This is a genomic window from Streptomyces sp. NPDC033174, assembly GCF_055577795.1.
On sequence record NZ_JBVIPQ010000008.1, the window covers coordinates 196,055 to 220,399 of the forward strand.

27 protein-coding genes are annotated in these 24,345 nt (G+C 71.9%); 21 read left to right on the plus strand and 6 right to left on the minus strand.

What is annotated here, in order from left to right:
- The first annotated feature begins 137 nt into the window (after positions 1 to 137).
- The 3 genes from rplM to glmM all read left to right on the plus strand — a co-directional run bounded on the left by rplM (position 138) and on the right by glmM (position 2,636).
- Positions 138 to 581, plus strand: coding sequence for a 50S ribosomal protein L13 (gene rplM / locus ACZ5VC_RS25265; RefSeq protein ID WP_468708338.1), 444 nt, complete (start codon positions 138 to 140; stop codon positions 579 to 581).
- Between the two features lie 44 nt (positions 582 to 625).
- On the plus strand, positions 626 to 1,144 hold the full coding sequence (gene rpsI, locus ACZ5VC_RS25270) for a 30S ribosomal protein S9 (protein WP_189963067.1): 519 nt from the start codon (positions 626 to 628) through the stop codon (positions 1,142 to 1,144).
- A gap of 133 nt (positions 1,145 to 1,277) precedes the next feature.
- Complete coding sequence (glmM, locus tag ACZ5VC_RS25275; RefSeq protein ID WP_469122285.1) at positions 1,278 to 2,636, plus strand: phosphoglucosamine mutase; 1,359 nt, start codon at positions 1,278 to 1,280, stop codon at positions 2,634 to 2,636.
- Positions 2,637 to 2,684: 48 nt separating this feature from the next.
- Here the strand turns inward: glmM and ACZ5VC_RS25280 are convergent, their stop codons facing one another.
- Together ACZ5VC_RS25280 and coaA are read right to left on the minus strand one after the other, a co-directional pair.
- On the minus strand, positions 2,685 to 3,605 hold the full coding sequence (locus ACZ5VC_RS25280; protein ID WP_469122286.1) for a DUF389 domain-containing protein: 921 nt from the start codon (positions 3,603 to 3,605) through the stop codon (positions 2,685 to 2,687).
- 11 nt (positions 3,606 to 3,616) lie between these two features.
- Positions 3,617 to 4,606, minus strand: coding sequence for a type I pantothenate kinase (coaA, locus tag ACZ5VC_RS25285; protein ID WP_468708332.1), 990 nt, complete (start codon positions 4,604 to 4,606; stop codon positions 3,617 to 3,619).
- Positions 4,607 to 4,842: 236 nt separating this feature from the next.
- Between coaA and ACZ5VC_RS25290 the strand changes: the two genes are divergently transcribed.
- From ACZ5VC_RS25290 to ACZ5VC_RS25330, 9 genes are all read left to right on the plus strand, one after another.
- Positions 4,843 to 4,998 carry a hypothetical protein gene (locus tag ACZ5VC_RS25290; RefSeq protein WP_469122287.1) on the plus strand — a complete coding sequence of 52 codons (156 nt, stop codon included), beginning with the start codon at positions 4,843 to 4,845 and terminating at the stop codon, positions 4,996 to 4,998.
- A gap of 30 nt (positions 4,999 to 5,028) precedes the next feature.
- Positions 5,029 to 6,876 carry a glutamine--fructose-6-phosphate transaminase (isomerizing) gene (gene glmS, locus ACZ5VC_RS25295; protein WP_469122288.1) on the plus strand — a complete coding sequence of 616 codons (1,848 nt, stop codon included), beginning with the start codon at positions 5,029 to 5,031 and terminating at the stop codon, positions 6,874 to 6,876.
- A gap of 7 nt (positions 6,877 to 6,883) precedes the next feature.
- Positions 6,884 to 7,252 carry a holo-ACP synthase gene (locus ACZ5VC_RS25300; RefSeq protein ID WP_469122289.1) on the plus strand — a complete coding sequence of 123 codons (369 nt, stop codon included), beginning with the start codon at positions 6,884 to 6,886 and terminating at the stop codon, positions 7,250 to 7,252.
- 4 nt (positions 7,253 to 7,256) lie between these two features.
- The gene (locus ACZ5VC_RS25305; RefSeq protein ID WP_469122290.1) at positions 7,257 to 8,681 is read left to right on the plus strand and encodes an NAD(P)H-hydrate dehydratase; all 1,425 of its coding nucleotides are present in this window, start codon (positions 7,257 to 7,259) and stop codon (positions 8,679 to 8,681) included.
- A gap of 462 nt (positions 8,682 to 9,143) precedes the next feature.
- Positions 9,144 to 10,037, plus strand: a complete 894-nt coding sequence (locus tag ACZ5VC_RS25310; RefSeq protein WP_469122291.1) for a L,D-transpeptidase family protein — start codon at positions 9,144 to 9,146, stop codon at positions 10,035 to 10,037.
- 20 nt (positions 10,038 to 10,057) lie between these two features.
- The gene (alr, locus tag ACZ5VC_RS25315; protein ID WP_469122292.1) at positions 10,058 to 11,218 is read left to right on the plus strand and encodes an alanine racemase; all 1,161 of its coding nucleotides are present in this window, start codon (positions 10,058 to 10,060) and stop codon (positions 11,216 to 11,218) included.
- Positions 11,219 to 11,227: 9 nt separating this feature from the next.
- A complete protein-coding gene (locus tag ACZ5VC_RS25320; protein ID WP_469122293.1) occupies positions 11,228 to 12,439 on the plus strand; it encodes an alpha/beta fold hydrolase in 1,212 nt (403 codons plus the stop codon).
- Positions 12,411 to 12,989, plus strand: coding sequence for a tRNA (adenosine(37)-N6)-threonylcarbamoyltransferase complex ATPase subunit type 1 TsaE (gene tsaE, locus ACZ5VC_RS25325; protein WP_469122294.1), 579 nt, complete (start codon positions 12,411 to 12,413; stop codon positions 12,987 to 12,989). Before ACZ5VC_RS25320 ends, tsaE begins: the two co-directional genes overlap by 29 nt.
- A gap of 137 nt (positions 12,990 to 13,126) precedes the next feature.
- A complete protein-coding gene (locus tag ACZ5VC_RS25330; RefSeq protein WP_469122295.1) occupies positions 13,127 to 13,327 on the plus strand; it encodes a hypothetical protein in 201 nt (66 codons plus the stop codon).
- A gap of 19 nt (positions 13,328 to 13,346) precedes the next feature.
- Here the strand turns inward: ACZ5VC_RS25330 and ACZ5VC_RS25335 are convergent, their stop codons facing one another.
- Positions 13,347 to 13,910, minus strand: a complete 564-nt coding sequence (locus ACZ5VC_RS25335) for a L,D-transpeptidase (RefSeq protein ID WP_469122296.1) — start codon at positions 13,908 to 13,910, stop codon at positions 13,347 to 13,349.
- A gap of 132 nt (positions 13,911 to 14,042) precedes the next feature.
- On the opposite strand from ACZ5VC_RS25335, the gene tsaB reads away from it, so the two are divergent.
- From tsaB to ACZ5VC_RS25360, 5 genes are all read left to right on the plus strand, one after another.
- Complete coding sequence (gene tsaB / locus ACZ5VC_RS25340; protein ID WP_469122297.1) at positions 14,043 to 14,696, plus strand: tRNA (adenosine(37)-N6)-threonylcarbamoyltransferase complex dimerization subunit type 1 TsaB; 654 nt, start codon at positions 14,043 to 14,045, stop codon at positions 14,694 to 14,696.
- A gap of 23 nt (positions 14,697 to 14,719) precedes the next feature.
- Complete coding sequence (rimI, locus tag ACZ5VC_RS25345) at positions 14,720 to 15,175, plus strand: ribosomal protein S18-alanine N-acetyltransferase (RefSeq protein ID WP_469122438.1); 456 nt, start codon at positions 14,720 to 14,722, stop codon at positions 15,173 to 15,175.
- A 2-nt stretch (positions 15,176 to 15,177) separates the two neighbouring features.
- On the plus strand, positions 15,178 to 16,275 hold the full coding sequence (gene tsaD / locus ACZ5VC_RS25350; protein ID WP_469122298.1) for a tRNA (adenosine(37)-N6)-threonylcarbamoyltransferase complex transferase subunit TsaD: 1,098 nt from the start codon (positions 15,178 to 15,180) through the stop codon (positions 16,273 to 16,275).
- Between the two features lie 14 nt (positions 16,276 to 16,289).
- A complete protein-coding gene (locus ACZ5VC_RS25355) occupies positions 16,290 to 16,529 on the plus strand; it encodes a hypothetical protein (RefSeq protein ID WP_469122439.1) in 240 nt (79 codons plus the stop codon).
- A 90-nt stretch (positions 16,530 to 16,619) separates the two neighbouring features.
- Entirely contained in the window at positions 16,620 to 17,477 is an 858-nt protein-coding gene (locus ACZ5VC_RS25360; protein ID WP_469122299.1) for a polysaccharide deacetylase family protein, read from the plus strand.
- Between the two features lie 15 nt (positions 17,478 to 17,492).
- Here ACZ5VC_RS25360 and ACZ5VC_RS25365 read toward each other — a convergent pair whose 3' ends face one another.
- From ACZ5VC_RS25365 to ACZ5VC_RS25375, 3 genes are read right to left on the minus strand one after another with little or no spacing between them, the layout of a single operon-like run.
- The gene (locus ACZ5VC_RS25365) at positions 17,493 to 18,947 is read right to left on the minus strand and encodes a hypothetical protein (protein WP_469122300.1); all 1,455 of its coding nucleotides are present in this window, start codon (positions 18,945 to 18,947) and stop codon (positions 17,493 to 17,495) included.
- On the minus strand, positions 18,940 to 19,590 hold the full coding sequence (locus tag ACZ5VC_RS25370) for a hypothetical protein (protein WP_469122301.1): 651 nt from the start codon (positions 19,588 to 19,590) through the stop codon (positions 18,940 to 18,942). The genes ACZ5VC_RS25365 and ACZ5VC_RS25370 overlap by 8 nt, the downstream gene beginning before the upstream one ends.
- A gap of 2 nt (positions 19,591 to 19,592) precedes the next feature.
- Complete coding sequence (locus ACZ5VC_RS25375) at positions 19,593 to 20,792, minus strand: class I SAM-dependent methyltransferase (protein ID WP_469122440.1); 1,200 nt, start codon at positions 20,790 to 20,792, stop codon at positions 19,593 to 19,595.
- A gap of 115 nt (positions 20,793 to 20,907) precedes the next feature.
- Here ACZ5VC_RS25375 and ACZ5VC_RS25380 point away from each other — a divergent pair, with 115 nt between their 5' ends.
- The 4 genes from ACZ5VC_RS25380 to groL all read left to right on the plus strand — a co-directional run bounded on the left by ACZ5VC_RS25380 (position 20,908) and on the right by groL (position 24,268).
- On the plus strand, positions 20,908 to 21,834 hold the full coding sequence (locus ACZ5VC_RS25380; protein WP_469122302.1) for a polysaccharide deacetylase family protein: 927 nt from the start codon (positions 20,908 to 20,910) through the stop codon (positions 21,832 to 21,834).
- A 19-nt stretch (positions 21,835 to 21,853) separates the two neighbouring features.
- Positions 21,854 to 22,054, plus strand: a complete 201-nt coding sequence (locus ACZ5VC_RS25385) for a hypothetical protein (RefSeq protein ID WP_469122303.1) — start codon at positions 21,854 to 21,856, stop codon at positions 22,052 to 22,054.
- Between the two features lie 174 nt (positions 22,055 to 22,228).
- Positions 22,229 to 22,537, plus strand: coding sequence for a co-chaperone GroES (gene groES, locus ACZ5VC_RS25390; protein ID WP_028807844.1), 309 nt, complete (start codon positions 22,229 to 22,231; stop codon positions 22,535 to 22,537).
- 102 nt (positions 22,538 to 22,639) lie between these two features.
- On the plus strand, positions 22,640 to 24,268 hold the full coding sequence (groL, locus tag ACZ5VC_RS25395; RefSeq protein ID WP_469122304.1) for a chaperonin GroEL: 1,629 nt from the start codon (positions 22,640 to 22,642) through the stop codon (positions 24,266 to 24,268).
- Positions 24,269 to 24,345 lie beyond the last annotated feature (77 nt).

Sequence of the window (24,345 nt, forward strand, 5' to 3'; positions counted from 1 at the left end):
CAGCGGCAGGCACTCGGGTTGCGTCCCCGTAGCGCCGCCAAGGCTGTCGTGATCGTCCAGGTGGGCTTGTCAGGACCCATCTCCTGAGCCCTCTGGGCCGGGAGAACTCCATCACTGAAGAAGCGAAGGCTACGACCGTGCGTACGTACAGCCCCAAGCCCGGCGATGTCACGCGCCAGTGGCACATCATCGACGCGCAGGACATCGTCCTGGGCCGTCTGGCGACTACGGCAGCGAACCTCCTCCGGGGCAAGCACAAGCCGATGTACGCCCCCCACATGGACATGGGCGACTTCGTCATCATCATCAACGCCGACAAGGTTCACCTGTCCGGCAACAAGAAGACCCAGAAGATGGCGTACCGCCACTCCGGCTACCCGGGTGGTCTCCGCTCCGTCCGTTACGACGAGCTCCTCGCGAAGAACCCCGAGAAGGCCGTCGAGAAGGCCATCAAGGGCATGATCCCCAAGAACACCCTGGGCCGTCAGATGCTCTCGAAGCTGAAGGTCTACGCGGGCGACCAGCACCCGCACGCTGCTCAGCAGCCGGTCCCGTACGAGATCACCCAGGTCGCGCAGTAGTTCCGGCCACACCCCCTAAGAACGAAAGAAATCTGAGGAGAATCGTGGCCGAGACCACTGTTGAGACCCCCGTCGAGGGCGAAGAGACCTACGCGGAGGTCACCACCTTCGAGTCCGAGGTCCCCGTCGAGGGCGAGTACACCACCGAGTCGATGGCTTCCCGCTTCGGCGACCCGCAGCCGGCCGCCGGCCTGGGCCGTCGCAAGAACGCCATCGCCCGCGTCCGGATCGTTCCGGGCACCGGCAAGTGGAAGATCAACGGTCGCACCCTTGAGGACTACTTCCCCAACAAGGTGCACCAGCAGGAAGTCAACGAGCCCTTCAAGGTGCTCGAGCTCGACAACCGCTACGACGTCATCGCCCGCATCTCGGGTGGCGGCGTCTCCGGCCAGGCCGGCGCCCTGCGCCTCGGCGTGGCCCGCGCGCTGAACGAGGCGGATGTCGACAACAACCGCCCGGCGCTGAAGAAGGCCGGCTTCCTCTCCCGCGACGACCGTGCGGTCGAGCGCAAGAAGGCCGGTCTCAAGAAGGCCCGTAAGGCCCCGCAGTACAGCAAGCGCTAAATCGCCTGCTCGGCCTGCTTTGAACGTACGCCCCGGCGGCACCTCTGTGCTGTCGGGGCGTACGTCTTTCCACGACCTCGGGGCACACAAAGCCCTGGAGGCCTGTATTTCGGAGCATTTTCGGAGGACAACTGTGGGACGACTCTTCGGCACGGACGGCGTGCGCGGTGTCGCCAACGCGGATCTGACGGCGGAGCTGGCGCTCGGCCTGTCGGTCGCGGCGGCGCATGTGCTCGCCGAGGCGGGCACCTTCGAGGGGCACCGGCCGACCGCCGTGGTCGGGCGGGACCCGCGTGCGTCGGGAGAGTTCCTGGAGGCCGCCGTCGTGGCGGGTCTCGCGAGCGCGGGCGTGGACGTCCTGCGCGTCGGTGTGCTGCCCACCCCGGCGGTGGCGTATCTCACCGGTGCGCTCGGCGCCGACCTCGGCGTGATGCTCTCCGCGAGTCACAACGCCATGCCCGACAACGGCATCAAGTTCTTCGCGCGCGGCGGTCACAAGCTCGCCGACGAGCTGGAGGACCGGATCGAGACCGTCTACGAGGAGCACCGCACCGGTGCCCCGTGGCAGCGGCCGACCGGGGCGGGCGTGGGCCGGGTCACCGACTACGACGAGGGCTTCGAAAAGTACGTCGGCCACCTGATGACCGTCCTGCCCAACCGGCTCGACGGGCTGAAGGTCGTCCTCGACGAGGCGCACGGCGCCGCCTCCCGGGTGTCGCCCGAGGCGTTCACCCGCGCCGGTGCCGAGATCGTCACCATCGGCGCCACGCCGGACGGGCTCAACATCAACGACGGCTGCGGCTCGACGCACCTGGACCTCCTCAAGGCCGCCGTCCTCGAACACGGCGCCGACCTCGGCATCGCCCACGACGGGGACGCGGACCGCTGCCTCGCCGTGGACGCGGCGGGCAACGAGGTCGACGGCGACCAGATCCTCGCGGTCCTGGCCCTCGCCATGCGCGAGGCCGGCACACTGCGCGGCGACACGGTCGTCGCGACGGTCATGTCCAACCTGGGCTTCAAGATCGCCATGGAGCGCGAGGGCCTGCAGCTGGTGCAGACCGCCGTCGGCGACCGGTACGTCCTGGAGTCGATGAAGGAGCACGGGTACGCGCTGGGCGGCGAGCAGTCCGGCCATGTGATCGTGCTCGACCACGCCACCACCGGCGACGGCACCCTGACCGGTCTGATGCTGGCCGCGCGGGTCGCCGCCACGGGCCGTTCGCTGGCGGAGCTCGCCGGCGTGATGGAGCGGCTGCCGCAGGTCCTGATCAATGTGCCGGACGTCGACAAGTCCCGTGTGAAGACCTCCGCCGAGCTGGCGGGAGCGGTCGCCGAGGCCGAACGTGACCTGGGCGCGACCGGGCGGGTGCTGCTGCGCCCCTCGGGTACGGAGCCGCTGGTGCGGGTCATGGTCGAGGCGGCGGACATCGAGCAGGCGCGGACGGTCGCCGGGCGGCTGGCCGACGCGGTGAAGTCCGCGCTCGGGTAGAACCCCCCCGCAGTACGTCGAGGCCCGGGGCGGATGTCCGCCCCGGGGTCAGCGCGTTCTGGACCAGAGCCACTTCTGGGTCAGGAGCGTCAGCGTGCCGGCGAGGACGATGCCGCCCAGGTTGGCCAGCAGCTGGCCGGCCGAGCCGGTGAACTGGCCGTAGTCCGTGTAGCTGAACGCCACGGCGGCGTTGGCCGCCGCCGGGACCGTGGTCACCGAGATCGCGACGCCGATCAGCGCGCCCGACTTCGCCGAGGTCAGCGAGAGCGTGCCCGCGATGCCCGCCAGGAAGGCGACGACGAAGGACATCCAGTCCGGCTTCCAGATGAAGGCGGTGTTCGGGCGGGCCGCCTCGACCATCGAGCGTTCGAAAAGGCCGAGGGCGTCCATCAGCCAGGCGAAGCCCGCCGTCATCAGCATCGCCGCCGCGAAGCCGACGAGCAGGGCCACCAGAGAGCGCCACACCAGCCGGGGCGCGCGCTGCACCAGCGCGGTGGAGATGCCCGCCAGCGGGCCGAACTCCGGGCCCACCGCCATCGCGCCCACGATCAGGATCGCGTTGTCGAGCATCACACCGCACGCGGCGAGCATCGTGGCGACCGCGAGGAACAGGACGTATGTGACGGAGAGCGTCGACTCCTCGTGGGTCGCCTCCGTGAGCGCCTCCCACAGCACCGCGTCCGCGCCCTCGCCCGGCGCCTCGTCCTCCGCCTTGTCGGCCCGCTTGGAGAGCGAGAGGTCGATGTTCTCCACGGCGATCGACCCGTCCCGGTCGACGCCCAGGGCCTTCAGGTCGGCGATCAGTTCGTCGCCCGCCTCCCGGGCGACGTCGCACAGGACGAGGTCCCCGGCCGGGTTGCGGGCGGCGCCGGGCACGATCGCGAGATGGGCCGTGCCCACCGTCTTCTCGAGCGTACGGACGACCTCGTCGGTGCGGTCGGACGGGACGATCAGACGGAGATGCAGCACCCCGTGGCTCCTCAGAGTTTGCGCAGGGACAGGCGCTGGACCTTGTGGTCCGGACCCTTGCGTACGACGAGCGTCGCACGGCCGCGCGTCGGGGCCACGTTCTCCAGCAGGTTCACCTTGTTGATGGTCCGCCACATCGTGCGCGCGTAGTCGAGGGCCTCGTCCTCGGAGACCTGCGTGTACTTGCGGAAGTACGAGAAGGGGTTCTGGAACGCCGTCTCGCGCAGCTTGCGGAAGCGGTTGAGGTACCAGCGCTCGATGTCCTCGGGGCGGGCGTCGACGTACACGCTGAAGTCGAAGTAGTCGGCGAGGCCGACCCGGGTGCGGCCGTCCTGGCCGGGGAGGGCCGGCTGCAGGACGTTGAGGCCCTCGACGATCAGGATGTCGGGGCGGCGGACGGTGAGGCGCTCGCCCGGCACGATGTCGTAGATGAGGTGCGAGTAGACGGGGGCGCTGACCTCTTCCTTGCCCGCCTTGATGTCGGCGACGAAGCGGGTCAGGGCGCGCCGGTCGTACGACTCGGGGAAACCCTTCCGAGACATCAGACCGCGCCGCTTGAGCTCCTCCATGGGGTAGAGGAAGCCGTCGGTGGTGACCAGCTCGACGCGCGGGTGCTCGGGCCAGCGGGCCAGCAGCGCCTGGAGAAGACGCGCGACGGTGGACTTGCCGACCGCGACCGACCCGGCGACCCCTATGACGAACGGGGTGCCCTGCTGGGTGCCGTGGCCGTTGCCGGCGTCGCCCAGGAAGGTGTTGAGGGCGCCGCGGAGGTTGGCGGTGGCGCCGACGTAGAGGTTGAGCAGCCGGGACAGCGGCAGATAGATGTCGCGGACCTCGTCGAGGTCGATGACGTCGCCGAGACCGCGGAGCCGCTCGACCTCCTCCGCGCTGAGCGGCAGGGGGGTCTTGTCGCGCAGGGCGCTCCACTCGGCCCGGGTGAGGTCGACATAGGGCGTGGCCTCGGCCCGGCGAGGGGTGCTTCGTGGCGGCGAAGTGATCACAGGGACATTGTCGGGGGTGCGGGGCGGTTGTGGGCCGTGTGCTCGGTCACGTGGGGGTAGGACGGACACCCTGTGGGGCTCGCCACGGGCGAGAGGTACCGGGGGGAGAAGGCCACTGGAGAAAGCCCGGGGAGAAAGTCGGGGGAGGAAGCCTGTCGCTGCTCGCCGCCGCCTGCGGTGGGTCGGCATCGGAGGGCGGTGACAAAGGGGCGGCCGAGCGCACGCTCACCTGGACGGTGACGGGCGACCTGGACGGCGACACGATGGTGACCAAGCTCGGCGCGGTGCGTCAGGGCAACACCCTCGCGTCGTTCGCCGCGATGGGTCTCTCCCTCAAGGTCGAGAAGCAGCCGAAGGCCGTCATCGACGCGCAGGTGGCCAAGCTCAGCTGAGCTGGGCCGAGGTCGCCGTAGGCTGCCGCCATGTGCGGAATCGTGGGTTACGTCGGCGGGCAGTCGGCGCTTGATGTAGTGATCGCGGGCCTCAAGCGGCTCGAGTACCGGGGCTACGACTCGGCCGGGGTCGCGGTGCTCTCCGACGGAGGCCTGGCCGCGGCGAAGAAGGCGGGCAAGCTCGTCAACCTGGAGAAGGAGCTGGGGGACCGGCCGCTGCCGAGCGGGTCCACCGGCATCGGACACACCCGGTGGGCCACCCACGGCGGGCCCACCGACGCCAACGCGCACCCGCATCTCGACAACGCGGGCCGGGTCGCCGTGGTCCACAACGGCATCATCGAGAACTTCGCGGCACTGCGCGACGAGCTCACCGAGCGCGGGCACGCGCTGGCGTCGGAGACCGACACGGAGGTCGTCTCGCATCTGCTCGCCGAGTCCTTCTCCTCGTGCGGGGACCTGGCCGAGGCGATGCGGCAGGTGTGCCGGCGTCTCGAAGGGGCCTTCACGCTGGTCGCGGTGCACGCCGACGAGCCGGACGTCGTGGTCGGCGCGCGGCGCAACTCGCCGCTGGTGGTGGGCGTGGGGGAGGGCGAGTCCTTCCTCGCGTCCGACGTGGCCGCGTTCATCGCCCACACGCGGTCGGCGATCGAACTGGGGCAGGACCAGGTCGTCGAGCTGCGCCGCGACGGTGTCACGGTCACGGACTTCGAAGGGGCGCCCGCGGAGGTGCGGGCGTATCACGTGGACTGGGACGCCTCGGCCGCCGAGAAGGGCGGCTACGACTACTTCATGCTCAAGGAGATCGCCGAGCAGCCCAAGGCGGTCGCCGACACGCTCCTCGGGCGGATCAACGCGGCGGGGTCGCTGACCCTCGACGAGGTCCGGATCCCCGACGCGGTGCTGCGCGAGGCCGACAAGGTCGTCATCGTGGCGTGCGGTACGGCCTTCCACGCCGGTCTGATCGCCAAGTACGCCATCGAGCACTGGACCCGCATCCCTTGCGAGGTCGAGCTGGCGAGCGAGTTCCGCTACCGGGACCCGATCCTGGGCCCCCGCACGCTGGTGGTCGCGATCTCGCAGTCCGGCGAGACGATGGACACCCTGATGGCCCTGCGCCACGCCCGCGAACAGGGCGCCAAGGTGCTGGCCATCTGCAACACCAACGGCTCCACGATCCCCCGCGAGTCGGACGCGGTGCTGTACACGCACGCCGGACCCGAGGTCGCCGTCGCCTCCACGAAGGCGTTCCTGACGCAGCTCGTGGCCTGCTATCTGGTGGCGCTCTACCTCGGGCAGATCCGTGGCACCAAGTGGGGCGACGAGATCCACGCGGTGATCAGGGACCTCGCGAAGATCTCCGACGAGGTGGAGCGGGTCCTGGAGACGATGGAGCCGGTACGGGCCCTGGCGCGGTCGCTCGCCGACAAGGACACGGTGCTGTTCCTGGGGCGGCACGTCGGCTACCCGGTGGCGCTCGAAGGGGCGTTGAAGCTCAAGGAGCTCGCGTACATGCACGCGGAGGGCTTCGCGGCGGGCGAGCTGAAGCACGGTCCGATCGCGCTGATCGAGCAGGATCTGCCGGTCGTGGTCGTCGTGCCGTCGCCCCGGGGGCGCTCGGTGATCCACGACAAGATCGTCTCCAACATCCAGGAGATCCGGGCGCGCGGGGCTCGGACGATCGTGATCGCGGAGGAGGGGGACGAGACGGTCGTGCCGTACGCCGACCATCTGATCCGGATCCCCGCGACGCCCACGCTGCTGCAGCCGCTGGTGGCGACCGTGCCCCTGCAGGTCTTCGCCTGTGAGCTGGCGACGGCCCGGGGCAACGAGGTGGACCAGCCGAGGAATCTGGCGAAGTCGGTGACAGTGGAGTGAGCGTCGAATGATCATTGGGGTGGGGATCGACGTGGCGGAGGTGGACCGCTTCGCCACGTCGCTGGAGAGGACGCCGGGGCTGCTGCACCGGCTGTTCCTGGAGCGTGAGTTGCTGCTTCCGAGTGGGGAGCGGCGCGGGCCGGCGTCGCTGGCGGTGCGGTTCGCCGCGAAGGAGGCCGTCGCCAAGGCGCTCGGCGCGCCGGCCGGGCTGCACTGGACCGACGCCGAGATCTACGTCGAGGAGACCGGGCAGCCGCGGCTGCGGGTGCGCGGGACGGTGGCGGCGCGGGCGGCGGAACTGGGCGTGCGGAACTGGCATGTGTCGCTCAGCCACGACGCGGGGGTGGCGTCGGCGGTGGTGATCGCCGAGGGTTGACCGTATGCGTACCGCTCACCGCGTCGACAACGTCCGGGCCGCAGAGGCCGAACTGATGGCACGTCTGCCCGAGGGCGCGCTGATGCAACGGGCCGCCGCCGGGCTCGCGGCCGCGTGCTGCTCGCTGCTCGGGAGGGTGTACGGGGCTCGGGTCGTCCTCCTGGTCGGCAGCGGGGACAACGGCGGCGACGCGCTCTTCGCCGGGGCGCGGCTGGCCCGGCGGGGGGCCGGCGTCTCGGCCGTCCTGCTCGGCTCGCGCGCCCACGAGGGCGGCCTCGACGCGTTGCGCCGGTCCGGCGGGCGGGTCGTCGACGATCCCTTCGAGGCGCTCGCCGCGGCCGATCTCGTACTGGACGGGATCACCGGCATCGGCGGGCGCGGGGGACTGCGCCCGGACGTGGTACCGGTGGCGAGGGCGGCCCGCGGCTCGAACGCGGTCGTGGTCGCCGTGGACCTGCCGAGCGGCGTCGACGCGGACACCGGGGTGGTGGTGGGGGAGGCGCTGCGCGCGGACGCGACGGTCACCTTCGGCACGTACAAGCCGGGGCTGCTGATCGACCCGGCGCGGGAGTACGCGGGGGCGCTGCGGCTGGTGGACATCGGACTCGACGACCATCTGCCGTCGGTTCCGGAGGTGGAGGCGCTTCAACACGCCGACGTGGCACGGATGTTGCCGGTCCCGGCGGCGGAGAGCGACAAGTACCGGCGGGGCGTGGTGGGGATCGTCGCCGGATCGGCGCGCTATCCGGGCGCGGCGGTCCTGGCGGTGGCGGGCGCGCTGCGGGGCGGCGCCGGGGCGGTGCGGTACGTCGGTCCGGCCGGGGACGCGGTGATCGCGCGCCACCCGGAGACCCTGGTGCACGCCGGGCCACCGGCGAAGGCGGGACGGGTGCAGGCATGGGTCGTCGGGCCGGGCCTCGGCGACGGTCCCGGGGTCGCGGAGGTCCTCGCCTCCGACGTCCCGGTCCTCGTGGACGCGGACGGCCTGCGGGACCTCTCACCGGACGCCGTGCGGGGCCGTACGGCTCCGACGCTGCTCACCCCGCACGCCGGGGAGGCGGCGGCGCTGCTCGGCGTGGCTCGGGAGCAGGTCGAGGGGGCGCGGCTGGACGCGGTACGGGAGCTCGCCGGGCGGTACGGGGCGACGGTCCTGCTCAAGGGCTCGACGACCCTGGTCGCCTCGGCCTCCGGCCCGGTCCGCGCGAACCCGACGGGCACGTCCTGGCTGGCCACGGCCGGCAGCGGCGACGTCCTCTCCGGCTTGGCGGGCTCCCTCCTGGCGGCCGGCCTGCTCCCGCACGACGCGGCGTCGACGGCGGCCTACCTCCACGGTCTCTCGGCCCGCCGCGTGTCGAACGGCGGCCCGGTGACGGCGCAGGACGTGGCGGAGGGGATCAGGGGGGCGTGGGGAGACGTGAGCGGGGCGTAGGCGGCCGCACGGCCGCTTCTCCCCCCACCCCCGGCTCTCCTCGAACCCGGGGCCCGGACGCGGCGGCTGCGCCGCGCCTCGGGGGCGTGGGGTTGTCGGCTCGCCGACCGCGAGGGGCGGGGAACCCCCGCCGTCCGGCGCCTGCTTTCCGCCGCCGGACGCGGCGGCTGCGCCGCGCCTCGGGGGCGTGGGGTTGTCGGCTCGCCGACCGCGAGAGGCGGGGAACCCCCGCCGTCCGGCGGCTGCTTTCCGCCGCCACACGTGGGCCACCGGCGGCCGTCGCCCGGCCCCGGCCCGGCCCGGACGCGGCGGCTGCGCCGCGCCTCGGCCCGGCCCCGGCCCCCGGGCCCGCGCCATCAGGCCCCCGCCCACCCGCTCCCACCCCCTCGAAACGGGGGAACCCCACCCCTTCTCGCCGCGCGGCGGACGTGTCGGAGGTGGCGTGGGGGGTCTCCTGAGGGGGTGATCACTTGGACAAGACACCATGGCCTCGCTCTCCTCCTGGTGCTCGGCGCCGTCCTGGGGGCCGGGCCCGCCGCTTTCGCGCAGTCGGATCCGCCCGCGCCGCCCGGGGCCGGGCTGGTGCCGGGGCTCGTGCCCGTCGCGCCTTCCGGGCGGGAGGACACGATCGACCAGGTGCTGCCGCCGTTCGTGTACCGGCCGAGCGCCGGGGAGGACTCGGTCGAGCCCTCTCCGCCCGCCGGGGGTGACGAGCTCGTCGAGTTCGTGCCGCCCGGCGAGGTCGTCGATCGGAACGCCGCCGCGGCCGCCACATGCACCAAGAAGGCCGGCCCGCACCAGCGGGCCGTCGAGCGCTGGCTGAAGCGCCGGGTGGACGGCAAGCAGTCCGCGGCCGACTGCAAGGCCATCCGGGCGTTCCAGATCAAGCAGAAGATCAAGCCGGCCAACGGCTTCGCCGGGCCCGTCACCTGGGGCCGGATGCGGCTGCTCTCCGCCCGCCCCAACCCGAACGCCGCCGGCAAGTGCCCCGTCCGCGCGTACCGGGTCGCCTGCGTCGACCAGGCCCGGCAGCTCATGTGGGTGCAGAAGAGCAAAAAGGTCGTCTACGGTCCTGTCCCGATCCGCAGCGGCCGCGCCGGATACCGCACGCGCAACGGCTGGCACAGCATCTACTGGAAGCACAAGAACCACTACTCGACGATCTACAACGTTCCGATGCCGTACAGCCAGTTCTTCAGCGGTGGCCAGGCCTTCCACGCCTCCTCCGGCAGCCTCTACAGCGCCACCGGCAGCCGCGGCTGCGTCAATCTCGGCCACCGCGACGCCCAGCGGCTGTGGGATGTGCTGCGCAAGGGTGACAGGGTCTACATCTGGGGTAAGCGGCCGGGGAGCTGACACCTGAGAGACTGGGCGCGATGACTGAGACACCTCCGCCTCTTCGAGCACGCGCCGAGATCGACCTCGGCGCGCTGCGCGCCAATGTCCGCGCGCTGCGCGCCCGTGTCGCGCCCCACGCCCAGGTGATGGCCGTGGTCAAGGCGGACGCGTACGGCCACGGCGCCGTGCCCTGCGCCCGGGCGGCGCTGCAAGCCGGCGCGACCTGGCTCGGCACCGCCACCCCGCACGAGGCGCTCGCCCTGCGGGCCGCCGGTATCGACGGCGCCCGGATCCTGTGCTGGCTGTGGACCCCGGGCGACCCCTGGGACCGGGCGATCGAGGCCGGTATCGACATGTCGGTCAGCGGCATGTGGGCGCTGGCGGAGGTCACCGAGGCCGCCCGCCGCACCGGCAGGACCGCAAGTGTCCAGCTCAAGGGCGACACGGGCCTCGGCCGCAACGGCTGCCAGCCCGCCGACTGGCCCGAGCTGGTCGGCGAGGCGCTGAAGGCGGAGCGCGACGGGCTCGTCCGGGTCACCGGCCTCTGGTCGCACTTCGCCTGCGCAGACGAACCGGGCCACCCGTCCATCGCGGCCCAGCTGGATGTCTTCCACACCATGCTGGCGTACGCGGAGAAGGCCGGCGTGGAGCCCGAGGTGCGGCACATCGCCAACTCCCCGGCCACCCTGACGCTCCCGGAGACCCACTTCGACCTCGTCCGCCCCGGCATCGCGACGTACGGCGTCTCGCCGAGCCCCGAGCTCGGCACGCCGGCCGACTTCGGCCTGCGGCCGGTCATGACGCTCGCCGCCGGTGTCGCCCTGGTCAAGCAGGTCCCCGCGGGACACGGCGTCAGTTACGGCCATCACTACGTCACCGACCGGGAGACCACCCTCGGGCTGATCCCCATCGGCTACGCGGACGGTGTCCCGAGGCACGCCTCCGGGCGCGGACCGGTCCTCGTCGGGGGCAAGGTCCGTACGGTCGCCGGCCGGGTCGCCATGGACCAGTTCGTCGTCGACCTCGGTGGCGACGTGGTGGAACCGGGCGCCGAAGCCGTGCTGTTCGGGCCCGGCGACCGGGGCGAGCCGACCGCCGAGGACTGGGCGCGCGCGGCGGACACCATCGCGTACGAGATCGTCACGCGCATCGGTTCGCGCGTCCCGCGCGTCTACCTCCATGAGAGTCCCGACCACTAGGGAGCGGTTGTGAGCGAGACCAGCGCCGAGACACTCGCCGCCGCTGCCACCGGCAGCTGGCGGCGCGCCGGATTCGCCGGCGCCGCGATAGGTGTGATCGCGGCCGGAGCGGCGGCCGGTGTGGCCGTCGAGCGGCTCACGGTGGGACGCGGCATGCGCCGCAAGGCCCGCCTCGCCCTCGACGCCGCCGGGCCCTACGGCGCGCTGCGCGGTACCCCCGCCAAGGCGGTCGCCGACGACGGGACCGAGCTGTACTACGAGGTCGACGAGGTCGAGTCGGACGCGCCGTCCCCCCGTCGCCGCAGACTCTTCGGCCGCAAGGCGCCCGCGCCCGTCACCGTCGTCTTCAGTCACGGCTACTGCCTCAACCAGGACTCGTGGCACTTCCAGCGGGCAGCCCTGCGCGGAATCGTCCGCACCGTCCACTGGGACCAGCGCAGCCACGGCCGCTCGGCCCGGGGCATCGCCCAGGCCGGACCCGAGGGGGTGGCCGTCACCATCGACCAGCTCGGCCGCGACCTCAAGGCCGTTCTCGACGCGGCCGCGCCCGAGGGCCCGCTCGTCCTGGTCGGCCACTCGATGGGCGGCATGACGGTGATGGCCCTGGCCCAGCAGTACCCGGAGCTGATCCGGGAACGGGTCGTCGGTGTCGCCTTCGTCGGGACGTCCTGCGGGCAGCTCGGCGAGGTCAACTACGGCCTGCCGGTCGCCGGGGTCAACGCCGTACGCCGGGTGCTCCCCGGTGTGCTGCGGGCGCTCGGCTCCCAGGCGGAGCTGGTGGAGCGCGGCCGGCGGGCCACCGCGGACCTGTTCGCCGGGCTGATCAAGCGGTACTCCTTCTCGTCCCGCGACGTCGACCCGGCCGTGGCCCGGTTCGCCGAGCGGATGATCGAGAGCACGCCGATCGACGTGGTCGCCGAGTTCTACCCGGCGTTCACCGAGCACGACAAGGCGGAGGCGCTCGACATCTTCCGGGAGGTGCCCGTCCTCGCCCTGGCCGGGGACCGCGATCTGGTCACCCCCAGCTCGCACACCGAGGCCATCGCCGATCTGCTGCCGGACGCGGAACTGGTCATCGTGCCCGACGCCGGGCACCTGGTGATGCTGGAGCATCCGGAAGCGGTCACCGACCGGCTGGCGGACCTGCTGGCGAGGGTCGGCGCGGTGCCGGAAGCGGCTAACGTTGGCCCGTATGGAAGCACCGCACATCCCCGGCGCTGAGCCCGCCGCAACCACCGGGGCGCCCCGGACCACCGACACCGTCGAGACGTCCCCGACCACCGGGGCCACCGAGACCACCGCTCTCCTCTCCGTCGACTCGCCCGGACAGATGCAGGAGCTGGGCCGGCGGCTCGCCGCCCTGCTGCGCCCCGGCGACCTGGTGATGCTCACCGGCGAACTGGGCGCGGGGAAGACCACCTTGACCCGGGGCCTCGGCGAAGGCCTCGGCGTGCGCGGGGCGGTCACCTCGCCGACGTTCGTCATCGCCCGTGTCCACCCGTCGCTCACCGGCGGCCCCGCCCTCGTCCATGTCGACGCCTACCGGCTGGGTGGCGGGCTGGACGAGATGGAGGACCTCGACCTCGACGTCTCGCTGCCCGAGTCGGTCGTCGTCGTGGAGTGGGGCGACGGAAAGGTCGAGGACCTCTCCGAGGACCGGCTGCACGTGCTGATCCACCGGGTGGTGGGCGACACGGACGACGACCGCCGCCAGGTGACGCTGAGGGGCCTGGGCGCCCGCTGGTCCGAGGCGGATCTGGCGCTGGGCTAGTTCGGCGCGATCGGACCTGTGTGTTCCGACAAGACGTCGGCAAGATGTTGCGCCGGTCCTACGACGCGTGGTGACATGGGACCACGAACTGGTTAGGTCTACCTAACCAGGCTGCCCCCGGAGCCCCAGGAGGCACCATGCCGGCGCCCGAGAAGCCCGCCGCGCAGCCGCGGCCCACCGCGTTGTCGATGCGCGAGCTGCTGGCGTCGTGCGAGGCGGCCACGGCCGTGTCCACCCCGCCCAGAGAGGCGGAGGGCGGGTCCGGTCGAGGGGCCGACCAGGTCCGGGTGGTCGAGGGGAATCACGTCGAGCGGGCTACCGGGCGGGACGCCGCGTAGTCCGTACGGGGGAAAGTCGTCAGGGGACGACGACGACCTTCGAGCCGATCGTCGCGAACGTCCACAGCGCGTCGCCGTCCGCCCGCTTCATCCGGATTCCGCCCGTCTTGCGGGTGGGGTCCGGGCTCGGGAGCGTGCCGTCCATCGCCGCGCTGAATCCGATCGGCACGTCCTGCGCGACCGTGAACCGCACGACGTGCTCCACGCGCACACCGTCGGTGCCGCGCACGGAGGAGGAGCGGGACGTCACCGTGTACGTACCGGGTCGCGGGCTGACGGTGCTGGGCTTGACGCTGAAGGCGCGCGACGGCTTGCCGTTCTTCTCCACCAGCCATACGCGCCGGTCGCCGAGTCCGTACACGACGCGCATACCGGTGCCCGAGTTCGCCGGAACCGCGAGGGGGTCCTTGACCTTCCGCGGCGGGGCGCCGGCGGTGGGGAGGGTGGGGCTGACGCTGGGGGCCTCGGGCTTGGCCGCCAGGTCGGCGGGGAGGGAGGCCGACGCCTGGTAGGCGAGGAAGCCGACTGCGGCGAGCGCCGCCGCCGTGAGCCCGGCCACGAATCCCGAGCTGCTCCTCGCCACGGTGCCCACCTCTCTCTCCCTGAGCTTTCCGCCCGGGAGGTACCCCCATGCCCTGTCGGAGGTGACGGTAGCAGCCGATCGGGAGAGGGGCGGGGCGCCGTGCCTCGGGCGCCGGAGCCGTAGGCTGTTCGCGTGCTCTTGCTCGCCGTTGATACCGCCACGCCCGCCGTCACCGTCGCCCTGCACGACGGGGAGTCCGTCGTCGCCGAGTCCAGTCAGGTCGACGCCCGACGGCACGGGGAACTGCTGCTGCCCGCCGTCGACCGTGTCCTCACGAAGGCCGGTCTCGCCCTGGACGCGGTGACGGGTGTCGTCGTCGGCGTCGGCCCCGGTCCGTACACCGGACTGCGCGTCGGCCTGGTGACGGCCTCCACCTTCGCCTCCGTGCTCGGGGTCCCCGTGCACGGCCTGTGCACGCTCGACGGCCTCGCGTACGCCTCGGGACTCGAGGAGCCCTTCGTGGTGGCGACGGACGCTCGCCGCAAGGAGGTCTACTGGGCGCGGTACGACGGATTCCGTACGCGCGCGAGCGAGCCGGCCGTCGACCGGCCCGCCGACATCGCCGAGCGGGTCGCCGGGCTGCCGGCGGTCGGCGCGGGCGCGGCCCTGTACCCCGAGGTGTTCCCGGACGCCCGCGGCCCCGAGCACCAGTCCGCGGCCGCGCTCGCCGCGCTGGCCGCGGAACGCCTCGCGGCGGGTGCGGACTTCCTGCCCCCGACCCCGCTGTATCTGCGGCGGCCGGACGCTCAGGTGCCGAAGAACTACAAGGTGGTCACTCCCCGGTGAGCACCACCGCTGCACTGCGCGAAATGCGCTGGTGGGACATCGGGCCGGTGCTGGAGCTGGAGCACGACCTCTTCCCCGAGGACGCCTGGTCGGCGGGGATGTTCTGGTCGGAGCTGGCCCATGCGCGCGGTCCGGGGGCCTCCCGGCGCTATGTGGTCGCACAGGACGCGGAGGGCCGGCTCGTCGGCTACGCGGGTCTGGCGGCCGTCGGCGGGCTCGGTGACGTCCAGACCATCGCCTCCGCCCGTGACCAGTGGGGGACGGGTCTCGGCGCCCGGCTCCTCGCCGATCTGCTGCAGTACGCCACGGCCTTCGAGTGCGACGAAGTGCTCCTCGAAGTGCGCGTGGACAACACCCGGGCGCAGAAGCTGTACGAGCGCTTCGGCTTCGAGCCCATCGGCTTCCGGCGCGGCTACTACCAGCCGGGCAATGTGGACGCGCTCGTGATGCGACTGACCGTTCAAGGAACAGAGACGTGACTATGGCTGACGAACCGCTCGTACTCGGTATCGAGACCTCCTGCGACGAGACCGGCGTCGGCATCGTCCGGGGTACGACCCTGCTCGCGGACGCCATCGCGTCCAGCGTGGACACCCACGCCCGCTTCGGCGGTGTGGTGCCGGAGATCGCTTCGCGTGCCCACCTGGAGGCGATGGTGCCGACCATCGAGCGGGCGCTGAAGGACGCCGGGATCTCCGCGCGGGACCTCGACGGCATCGCGGTCACGGCGGGCCCCGGGCTCGCGGGCGCGCTGCTGGTGGGTGTCTCGGCGGCGAAGGCGTACGCGTACGCCCTGAACAAGCCGCTGTACGGGGTGAACCACCTGGCCTCGCACATCTGCGTCGACCAGCTGGAGCACGGGCCGCTGCCCGAGCCGACGATGGCCCTGCTGGTCAGCGGCGGCCACTCCTCGCTGCTGCTCGCCCCCGACATCACCGCCGACGTCCGCCCGATGGGCGCGACGATCGACGACGCGGCCGGTGAGGCCTTCGACAAGATCGCACGGGTGCTGAACCTGGGCTTCCCCGGCGGTCCGGTGATCGACCGGCTCGCCAAGGAGGGCGACCCGGCCGCGATCGCCTTCCCGCGCGGGCTGAGCGGCTCCCGCGACCCCGCGTACGACTTCTCCTTCTCCGGTCTGAAGACCGCGGTGGCCCGCTGGATCGAGGCCAAGCGGGCGGCGGGCGAGGAGGTGCCCGTACGCGACGTGGCGGCGTCCTTCCAGGAAGCCGTCGTGGACGTCCTCACCCGCAAGGCCGTCCGGGCCTGCAAGGACGAGGGCGTCGACCATCTGATGATCGGCGGTGGCGTCGCGGCCAACTCCCGGCTGCGCGCGCTGGCTCAGGAGCGGTGCGAGCGGGCCGGCATCCGGCTGCGCGTGCCCCGCCCGGGACTGTGCACGGACAACGGCGCGATGGTCGCGGCGCTCGGCGCGGAGATGGTGGCGCGCAACCGGCCGGCCTCGGACCTGGAGCTGTCCGCGGACTCCTCCCTGCCGGTGACCGACCCGCACGTGCCCGGTCACGCGCACGACCACGACCATGTGCACGAGGTGAGCAAGGAGAACCTGTACTCGTGACGACGGTGACCCTGATGTGGGAGGCGCGGGCCGTGCACGGCAGGGGCGCCGAACTCCTCGAATGGGCCCGGGCGCAGGAGCTGGCGGCCGAGCCGCTGCGCCGTGAGCTCTTCTCGGCGCCCCAGGACAGGGTGCTCGTGATGACCTGGTGGGACGCCGCGTACGACGCCGACCTGCCCGAACTGCCCGAGCCGACGGATGATCTGATCACCCGTCCGGTGCACCGCTGGCGCTTCGAGTCGCACGGCACCTGAGCCTTCTGAGCCCCCTGGGGAACCGAACGCCTCATTCCGCCATCAAGCAGTAGGCAGGAATGGTGCAGGCGTTCGGACGTGGGGTTTCGGGTGGGGAAGAGGATCGCGGGCGCGGCGCTGGCCGCCGCCCTGCTGCTGTCGGGCTGTTCGGTGGGGATCCCGGCGTCCGCGGACCAGGCGCGGCGCGCGGACGATCCGAAGGCCGCGTCCCCGGCGCCGTCCGCCCCGGCGCCGTCCGCGACGGAGGGCGGCGGTGAGGCCGCCGCGACCGCCGCCGCCTACCGCAAGTGGGGTCTGAAGCCCTTCGCCGCGCCCCCCGCGCCCCCCAGGACCAAGCCGGTCAGGACCGGCGGCGGCACGGTGCCGGTGATCAGTGACATACCGACGAAGGAGAAGATCGTCTTCGTCACCTTCGACGACGGTGCCGAGAAGGACCCCAAGTTCGTCGAGATGATGCGGGACCTGAAGATCCCGGTCACGATGTTCCTCACCGACGCGGCGATCCGCGGCGACTACGGCTACTTCACACCCCTGCGGCAGCTGGGAACCGGCGTCGCGAACCACACGCTGACCCACCCCAACCTGCGCACACTCGGCGCCGGGGCCCAGAAGCGCGAGATCTGCGGACAGCAGACCAGACTCGCCAAGGAGTACGGGACCACACCCCGCCTGATGCGCCCGCCGTACGGCAACTGGAACGAGTCCACGCGGGCCGCGGCCGGGCAGTGCGGGCTCGACGCGATCGTGCTGTGGCGCGAGTCGATGCAGATCACGAACATGCAGTTCCAGCGGGCCGACAAGAAGCTGCACCCCGGCGACATCATCCTGGCCCACTTCCGCGGCCCCTCGGAGCTCAAGGGCACGACGATGACCGAGATGACGGCCAACATGCTCCGGCACATACAGGAGCAGGGCTTCACGGTGGCCCGCCTGGAGGACTACGTCTGATCGCTCCCCGGCCGGTCAGTAACGCAGGATCTGCCCGGCGGCCGTGCCGATCAGGACCGTGCCGTCGGGGGCCGCGCAGAGCGACAGCGGGCCGTAGGGAGGCAGCCGGCGCCGGCCGTGGACGGTCCCGTCCAGGGCGTCCACGGCGAGCAGTGTGCCGTCCTGGCAGACGGCGTGGAGGACGCCCGCGTGCGTGTCGAGCGCGGTGACGGGGGAGTCCACCGGACGGGTCCAGCCCGGCGCGCCGGAGGGGAAGGCCCGGCGTACGAGCTCCTTGTGCCCGTGCAGCAGGGCGGGTCCGGCGCTGTCGTGGACGTACACCGCAGGGCCGAAGTCCCGGTCCGCGGTGAACAGCGGGGCCGGGGTGCCGTCGGGGGCGAGGGCGACCACAGTGTCGCGTCGTCCGTGGAGCAGCTCGGGGCAGCGGCGGACGTCGAGCGGCGTCATGTCGTACCGGTCGGGCGCGTGGAAGGAGCCGGCGGGCGTCCCGTCGGCCGCGTACACCCGGGTGTTGGGCGGGGCGGGGTCCTCGGAGCCGAAGCACCGGTTGTAGGTGTCCCGTACGGACCACATGCCGTCCGTACGGGCGGACATCGAGGCCGAGAAGTCCACCGAGCGCCGGTCGACGACGGTTCCGTCGGCGGTGTCGATCAGGAGGAAGTCTGTCCGCGCCTGGCGGTCCTCGCCGGGTACGGCGACCCGCGCGGTCCTCTCGCCGGGGGAGAGCGCGATGCGTACTCCACCGAGGTGGCCGGGCGCGGGGACCGACCACAGCAGCGAGGCGTCCGGCGCCCAGCACTCCAGTGCCGTGCCGGTCCTGACCGCGAGCACCCGGCCGTCGGACAGCGCGGCCACGTCCAGGACGCGGCCCCGGCCGTCCCAGGACCGTCCCGCCGCGGCGGCGAGCGTCCGCAGGGAAGGTCCGGGCGAGGGCTCCCGGCTCTCCGTCCACGGGTCGTACGGCCGCCGGGGCAGCGCCGCCAGGTCGACGGCTTCGGGGGTGAGGCCGAGCCACTCCTCCCGCTCGATCCGGCAGCGCGCGTTCAGTGGATCCCCGCCATGGGCGTCGCCGGAGCTGTAGGAGAACAGGTCCATCTCGAGCGTGCGCCCGTCGAGCCAGCGGACGGGGTCGATCCCGCAGCGCGGATCGGGGAAGTCGACGCGGTGTCCGGTGTCGGGTTCGAAGAGGGTGAGGCTGCCGTTGCGGTCGTACTCGTCGCCGTTGTCGCAGCCGATGGCGAGGAGCGGGAGGACGGGGTGGAACGCGATCGACGCGGCCTCCATGGTGAACGCCAGCAGGTGCGCACAGCTCAGGTCGGCGGCGCGGTAGACAGCCAGTGTGCTGGAGGCGCTGGTCACCGAGGTGGCGGCGATCCACCGGCCGTCGGCGCTGAGCGCCACCTCGGTGGCGGGTCCGAACAGCTCGGGGAACGCGTCGTCCTTGAGAACGGCGAGGGGCTGGTCAGCCATGGTGCTCCTCCATGTGCGCGAAGGTGACGCGGGCGAGGGTGTCCAGGGACTGCGCGGTCGCCTCCGGCGCGTACGCCCGCAGCGACGCGGCGAACGCCTCCGAACGCGCGCACAGCGCCCGCGCCTCCAGGGCCTGAGCCAGGCGCGGCGTCAATTCCTCGTAGCAGTACGGGTGTTCATTGGCGATGAAACTGCGCAGGCTCTCCTCGAAGGAGGCGAACTCCTCGTCGTAGGCCCAGGTGTCCATGCCGAACAGCAAGGGAAAACGTGCCCGCGCCTCCCAGGGCGCCAGCGGCACCTCGTCGTACCCCGGCTCCCCCTGACGGTCGGCCATCCGCAGCAGCATGGCCAGGTCCGTCATGAACGCGGGAACACTCCCGGTGCCCGCGGCGGCGGTCCACGAGCGCCGGGTCTCCACCGGGCAGGTCACGAAGAAGGCGTCGGTGAAGGTGACCGCGAGGTAGTCGAGCTGGGAGGCGAGCGGCTGCGGTGTCCGCCGCCAGGGCGCGTCCCAGTGCTCGGTGCGGGTCACCCGCTTGAGGCGCAGCACCTCCCACTCCAGCGGGTCGGGCCCGGCGGCGGCGAGCCCGGCGAGGAGCGCGAGCGGGCCGCTGGTGAGTATCCCCTCGGGGTGCAGGGCCATCGTTACGCCGGCCCGCCGATCAGCATGGAGGGCGCGCCCGCGACGCGGGTGAGGAAAACCGTCGCGGAGTTCGGGCCCTTGGGCTTCAGCTTGCGGCGCAGCTCCTCGGGCTCGATCGCCGAGCCGCGCTTCTTCACCGTCAGCGTGCCGACCTCGCGGTCCTTCAGCAGGGCCTTCAGCTTCTTGAGGTTGAAGGGGAGCTCGTCGGTGATCTCGTAGGCGGTGGCGTACGGCGTGGGGCGCAGTTCGTCCGCCGTGATGTACGCGATCGTCTCGTCGATCAGTCCGCCGTCGAGGTCTTCGGCCACTTCGGCGACCAGATGTGCCCGGATGACGGCGCCGTCGGGCTCGTAGAGGTAGCGGCCGACCGTGCGGACCGGCGGGTTCGGCAGGCCGCGGCCGGTGAGGGAGGCGCCGGAGGGGAGGAGCGTGGCGCGGCGGCCACCGGGGACGACGGGGCTCGCGTGCGCGCCCGGGGCGTGGTGCCAGAGCACCGCTTCCTTGACGTCGCCGCCGTCGGAGATCCACTCGGCCTCGAAGTCGTCGGGGACCAGCTCGTGGGGGATGCCGGGGGCGATCTTGATCGCGCCGGTTCCCCGCGCACGGACCGCCCCGATCGCCCAGGACAGCGGGGGCGAGTACGCCTCAGGGTCGAAGATGCGGCCCCGGCCGCCCCGGCGCGCCGGATCGATGAAGAGGGCCTCGCCGGCCGACTCGGCCTCGGTCACGTCCCCCGTCACGACCGTGACCGGCGCGTCGCCGAGCAGCGCCTCGATGTTGGCGCGGGCCACCTCGCAGGCCAGCGGGTCGATGTCGACCGCCTCGACCACGAACCCCGCACGGGCGAGGGCGAGTACGTCACCGCCGATGCCGCAGCACAGATCGGTGATCGAGGCGGGGCCGATGTCCCGGAAGCGGCGGGCCCGGTAGGCGGCGACGGAGGCGCGTGTCGACTGCTCGACCCCGTTCGGAGTGAAGTACATGCGGTACGCGTCCTCGGCGCCGAACTTCGCCGCCGCCCGCTGCCGCAGCCTCGCCTGGGACAGCGCGGCCGACACCAGTCCGGCCGGGTGCTCGCGGCGCAGCCGGGAGGCGATCGCCAGCTCCTGGGCCGGGTCGTAGTCCCGCAGGGCGGCGAGCAGGGCCTGACCCTCGGGGCCGAGGAGCGCGGAGAAGGGAACAAGATCGGTCACCCGTCCCATTGTGGGCCAGGCGGGGGACGGTGCGTGTCCGGCGGCGGTGTCGGCGCGGCGCGGGGCGTTCGCGCTGACAGGATGCGGCGCCATGCAGCTAGTAAGACAAAAGCACTATATCGGGATGTTGCGATGCTTCCGGCCGGCGGTCGTCGGGGCGGTCGTGCTGGCCGCCGCCCTCGGTTCCGGGTGCGCCGCGGAGCCGCCGGAGGGGGAGCGGGCGCCCCGGGCGGCGGCCGGTCAGGAACCCTCGGCCAAGCCGGCAGCCGGCCAGCCGCGGCAGGCGCCCGGCGCGGCGGGGGCGCTGGCCGCCTATGTCGAGAGAACCCGGCGAGCCCGGGCGGCCCGCGCCCTCGCCGCGAAGAAGTGGGGCCTGGCCAAGGTCCCGCTCGCCGCGCCGCCGCCGCCCGCCGTCAAGCCGGAGATCACCACCCGCAAGGGCTTCGAGACCGACGGCGAGGACCTGCCGCCCGTCTTCACCACCGTGCCGACCAAGGACCGGGTCGTCTTCCTGACCATCGACGACGGCGCGGAGAAGGATCCCGAGCTGCTGCGGATGATGACCGAGCTGAACATCCCGTACAGCGCCTTCCTCACCGACTACCTGGTGAAGGACGACTACGGCTACTTCCAGAAGATGCAGGACCGGGGGGTGGCGCTGCACAACCACACCCTGAACCACCGCTACATGCCCGGGCTCAGCTACGAACAGCAGGAGCGGGAGATCTGCGGCCAGCAGGAGAAGATCGAGAAGCGGTACGGCAAGCGCCCGCCGCTCTTCCGGCCCCCGTACGGCAACTACAACGAGGACACCCTGCGTGCCGCCAAGTCCTGCGGGGTCAAGGCCGTGCCGCTGTGGGCGGCCGAGGCGTTCCCGGACCGGATGGAGTGGCGCGAGTGGGACCGCGACCTGCACCCCGGCGACATCGTGCTCACACATTTCAGGGGCCGCGCGGACTGGAAGGGCACCATGCCGGACATGATCCGCCAGGTGATGAAGACGATCACGGACAAGGGCTACGCGGTGGCGAAGCTGGAGGACTACGTATGACCGGGTGGGGGGCCCGGCCGTGACGCGTACGCACCGGCTGCTGGCGGGATTCCTGGCGGTCGGTGTCCTCCTCGCCTGCGCCGGGTGCGCGCCCGCGGTGGACCCGATCGGGCGGCTGGGCAGGAAGGCCGCGCAGGAGGTGGGTCCGCGGCACACGTCCCGCGGTGGCGCGTCCGGAGCCCTGACGGACCGGGTGCGAAAAACGCCGCGCCGTCGCTGAATTGGCACTCCGCTTGACCGAGTGCTAATCCCGGTCATAGTCTCGGCACTGGCACTCCCCACTGGAGAGTGCCAACACAGCGACGGGCAGGTCCGGCACCCGCGACGACGGATCCACCTGGTCGCCACCTCAGACAGTTAACCCCGTGAGATCTCCGAAGGGGGAGGTCGGATCGTGACGACCACCAGCTCCAAGGTTGCCATCAAGCCGCTCGAGGACCGCATTGTGGTCCAGCCGCTCGACGCCGAGCAGACCACCGCCTCTGGCCTGGTCATCCCGGACACCGCCAAGGAGAAGCCCCAGGAGGGCGTCGTCCTGGCCGTGGGCCCGGGCCGCTTCGAGAACGGCGAGCGCCTGCCGCTCGACGTTCAGACCGGCGACATCGTGCTGTACAGCAAGTACGGCGGCACCGAGGTGAAGTACAACGGCGAGGAGTACCTCGTCCTCTCGGCTCGCGACGTGCTCGCGATCATCGAGAAGTAATTCACCCGAAGCAGATGCTTTGAGCTGCGCCCCTGACCCCCACACCCGGGCGTCCAGGGGCGCAGTTCGTTAAAACGAATTCCGAGAGGGCTGAATCGCTCCATGGCGAAGATCCTGAAGTTCGACGAGGACGCCCGTCGCGCCCTTGAGCGCGGCGTCAACAAGCTTGCCGACACGGTCAAGGTGACGATCGGCCCCAAGGGCCGCAACGTCGTCATCGACAAGAAGTTCGGTGCCCCCACCATCACCAACGACGGTGTCACGATCGCCCGTGAGGTCGAGCTCGACGACCCGTTCGAGAACCTCGGTGCCCAGCTGGTGAAGGAGGTGGCGACCAAGACCAACGACATCGCGGGTGACGGCACCACCACCGCCACCGTGCTGGCCCAGGCGCTGGTCCGCGAGGGCCTGCGCAACGTCGCCGCGGGCGCTTCCCCGGCCGCCCTGAAGAAGGGCATCGACGCCGCGGTGAAGGCCGTGTCCGAGGAGCTCCTCGCGACCGCCCGCCCGATCGACGACAAGTCCGACATCGCCGCCGTGGCCGCGCTCTCCGCGCAGGACCAGCAGGTCGGCCAGCTCATCGCCGAGGCGATGGACAAGGTCGGCAAGGACGGTGTCATCACCGTCGAGGAGTCCAACGCCTTCGGCCTGGAGCTCGACTTCACCGAGGGCATGGCCTTCGACAAGGGCTACCTGTCGCCGTACATGGTGACCGACCAGGAGCGTATGGAGGCCGTCCTCGACGACCCGTACATCCTGATCCACCAGGGCAAGATCTCCTCGATCCAGGACCTGCTCCCGCTGCTCGAGAAGGTCATCCAGGCCGGCGCCAGCAAGCCGCTGCTGATCATCGCCGAGGACGTCGAGGGCGAGGCCCTGTCGACCCTGGTCGTCAACAAGATCCGTGGCACCTTCAATGCCGTCGCCGTGAAGGCCCCCGGCTTCGGTGACCGCCGCAAGGCGATGCTCGGCGACATCGCCGCGCTCACCGGCGCGACCGTCATCGCCGAGGAGGTCGGCCTCAAGCTCGACCAGGCCGGTCTGGAGGTGCTGGGCACCGCCCGCCGCGTGACCGTCTCCAAGGACGACACCGTCATCGTCGACGGCGGTGGCAACCACGAGGACGTCGTGGGCCGCGTCAACCAGATCAAGGCCGAGATCGAGTCCACGGACTCCGACTGGGACCGCGAGAAGCTCCAGGAGCGCCTCGCGAAGCTGGCCGGCGGCGTGTGCGTGATCAAGGTCGGCGCCGCCACCGAGGTGGAGCTGAAGGAGAAGAAGCACCGTCTGGAGGACGCCATCTCCGCGACCCGCGCCGCGGTCGAGGAGGGCATCGTCTCCGGTGGTGGCTCCGCTCTGGTGCACGCCGTCAAGATCCTCGAGGACAACCTCGGCAAGACCGGCGACGAGGCCACCGGTGTCGCGGTCGTCCGCCGCGCCGCCGTCGAGCCGCTGCGCTGGATCGCCGAGAACGCCGGCCTCGAGGGCTACGTCATCACCGCGAAGGTGGCGGAGCTCGACAAGGGCCAGGGCTTCAACGCCGCGACCGGCGAGTACGGCGACCTGGTGAAGGCCGGCGTCATCGACCCGGTCAAGGTCACGCGCTCCGCCCTGGAGAACGCCGCGTCGATCGCCTCCCTGCTGCTCACGACCGAGACCCTGGTCGTCGAGAAGAAGGAAGAGGAGCCGGCGGAGGCGGGCCACGGCCACGGCCACGGTCACTCCCACTAAGACCTTTCAGGTCCTGTAGGACCCGGTCCTGTAAAGGCCCCGGGCCCTACGGAAGGCCCCCGTTCCCCTGCGGCTCA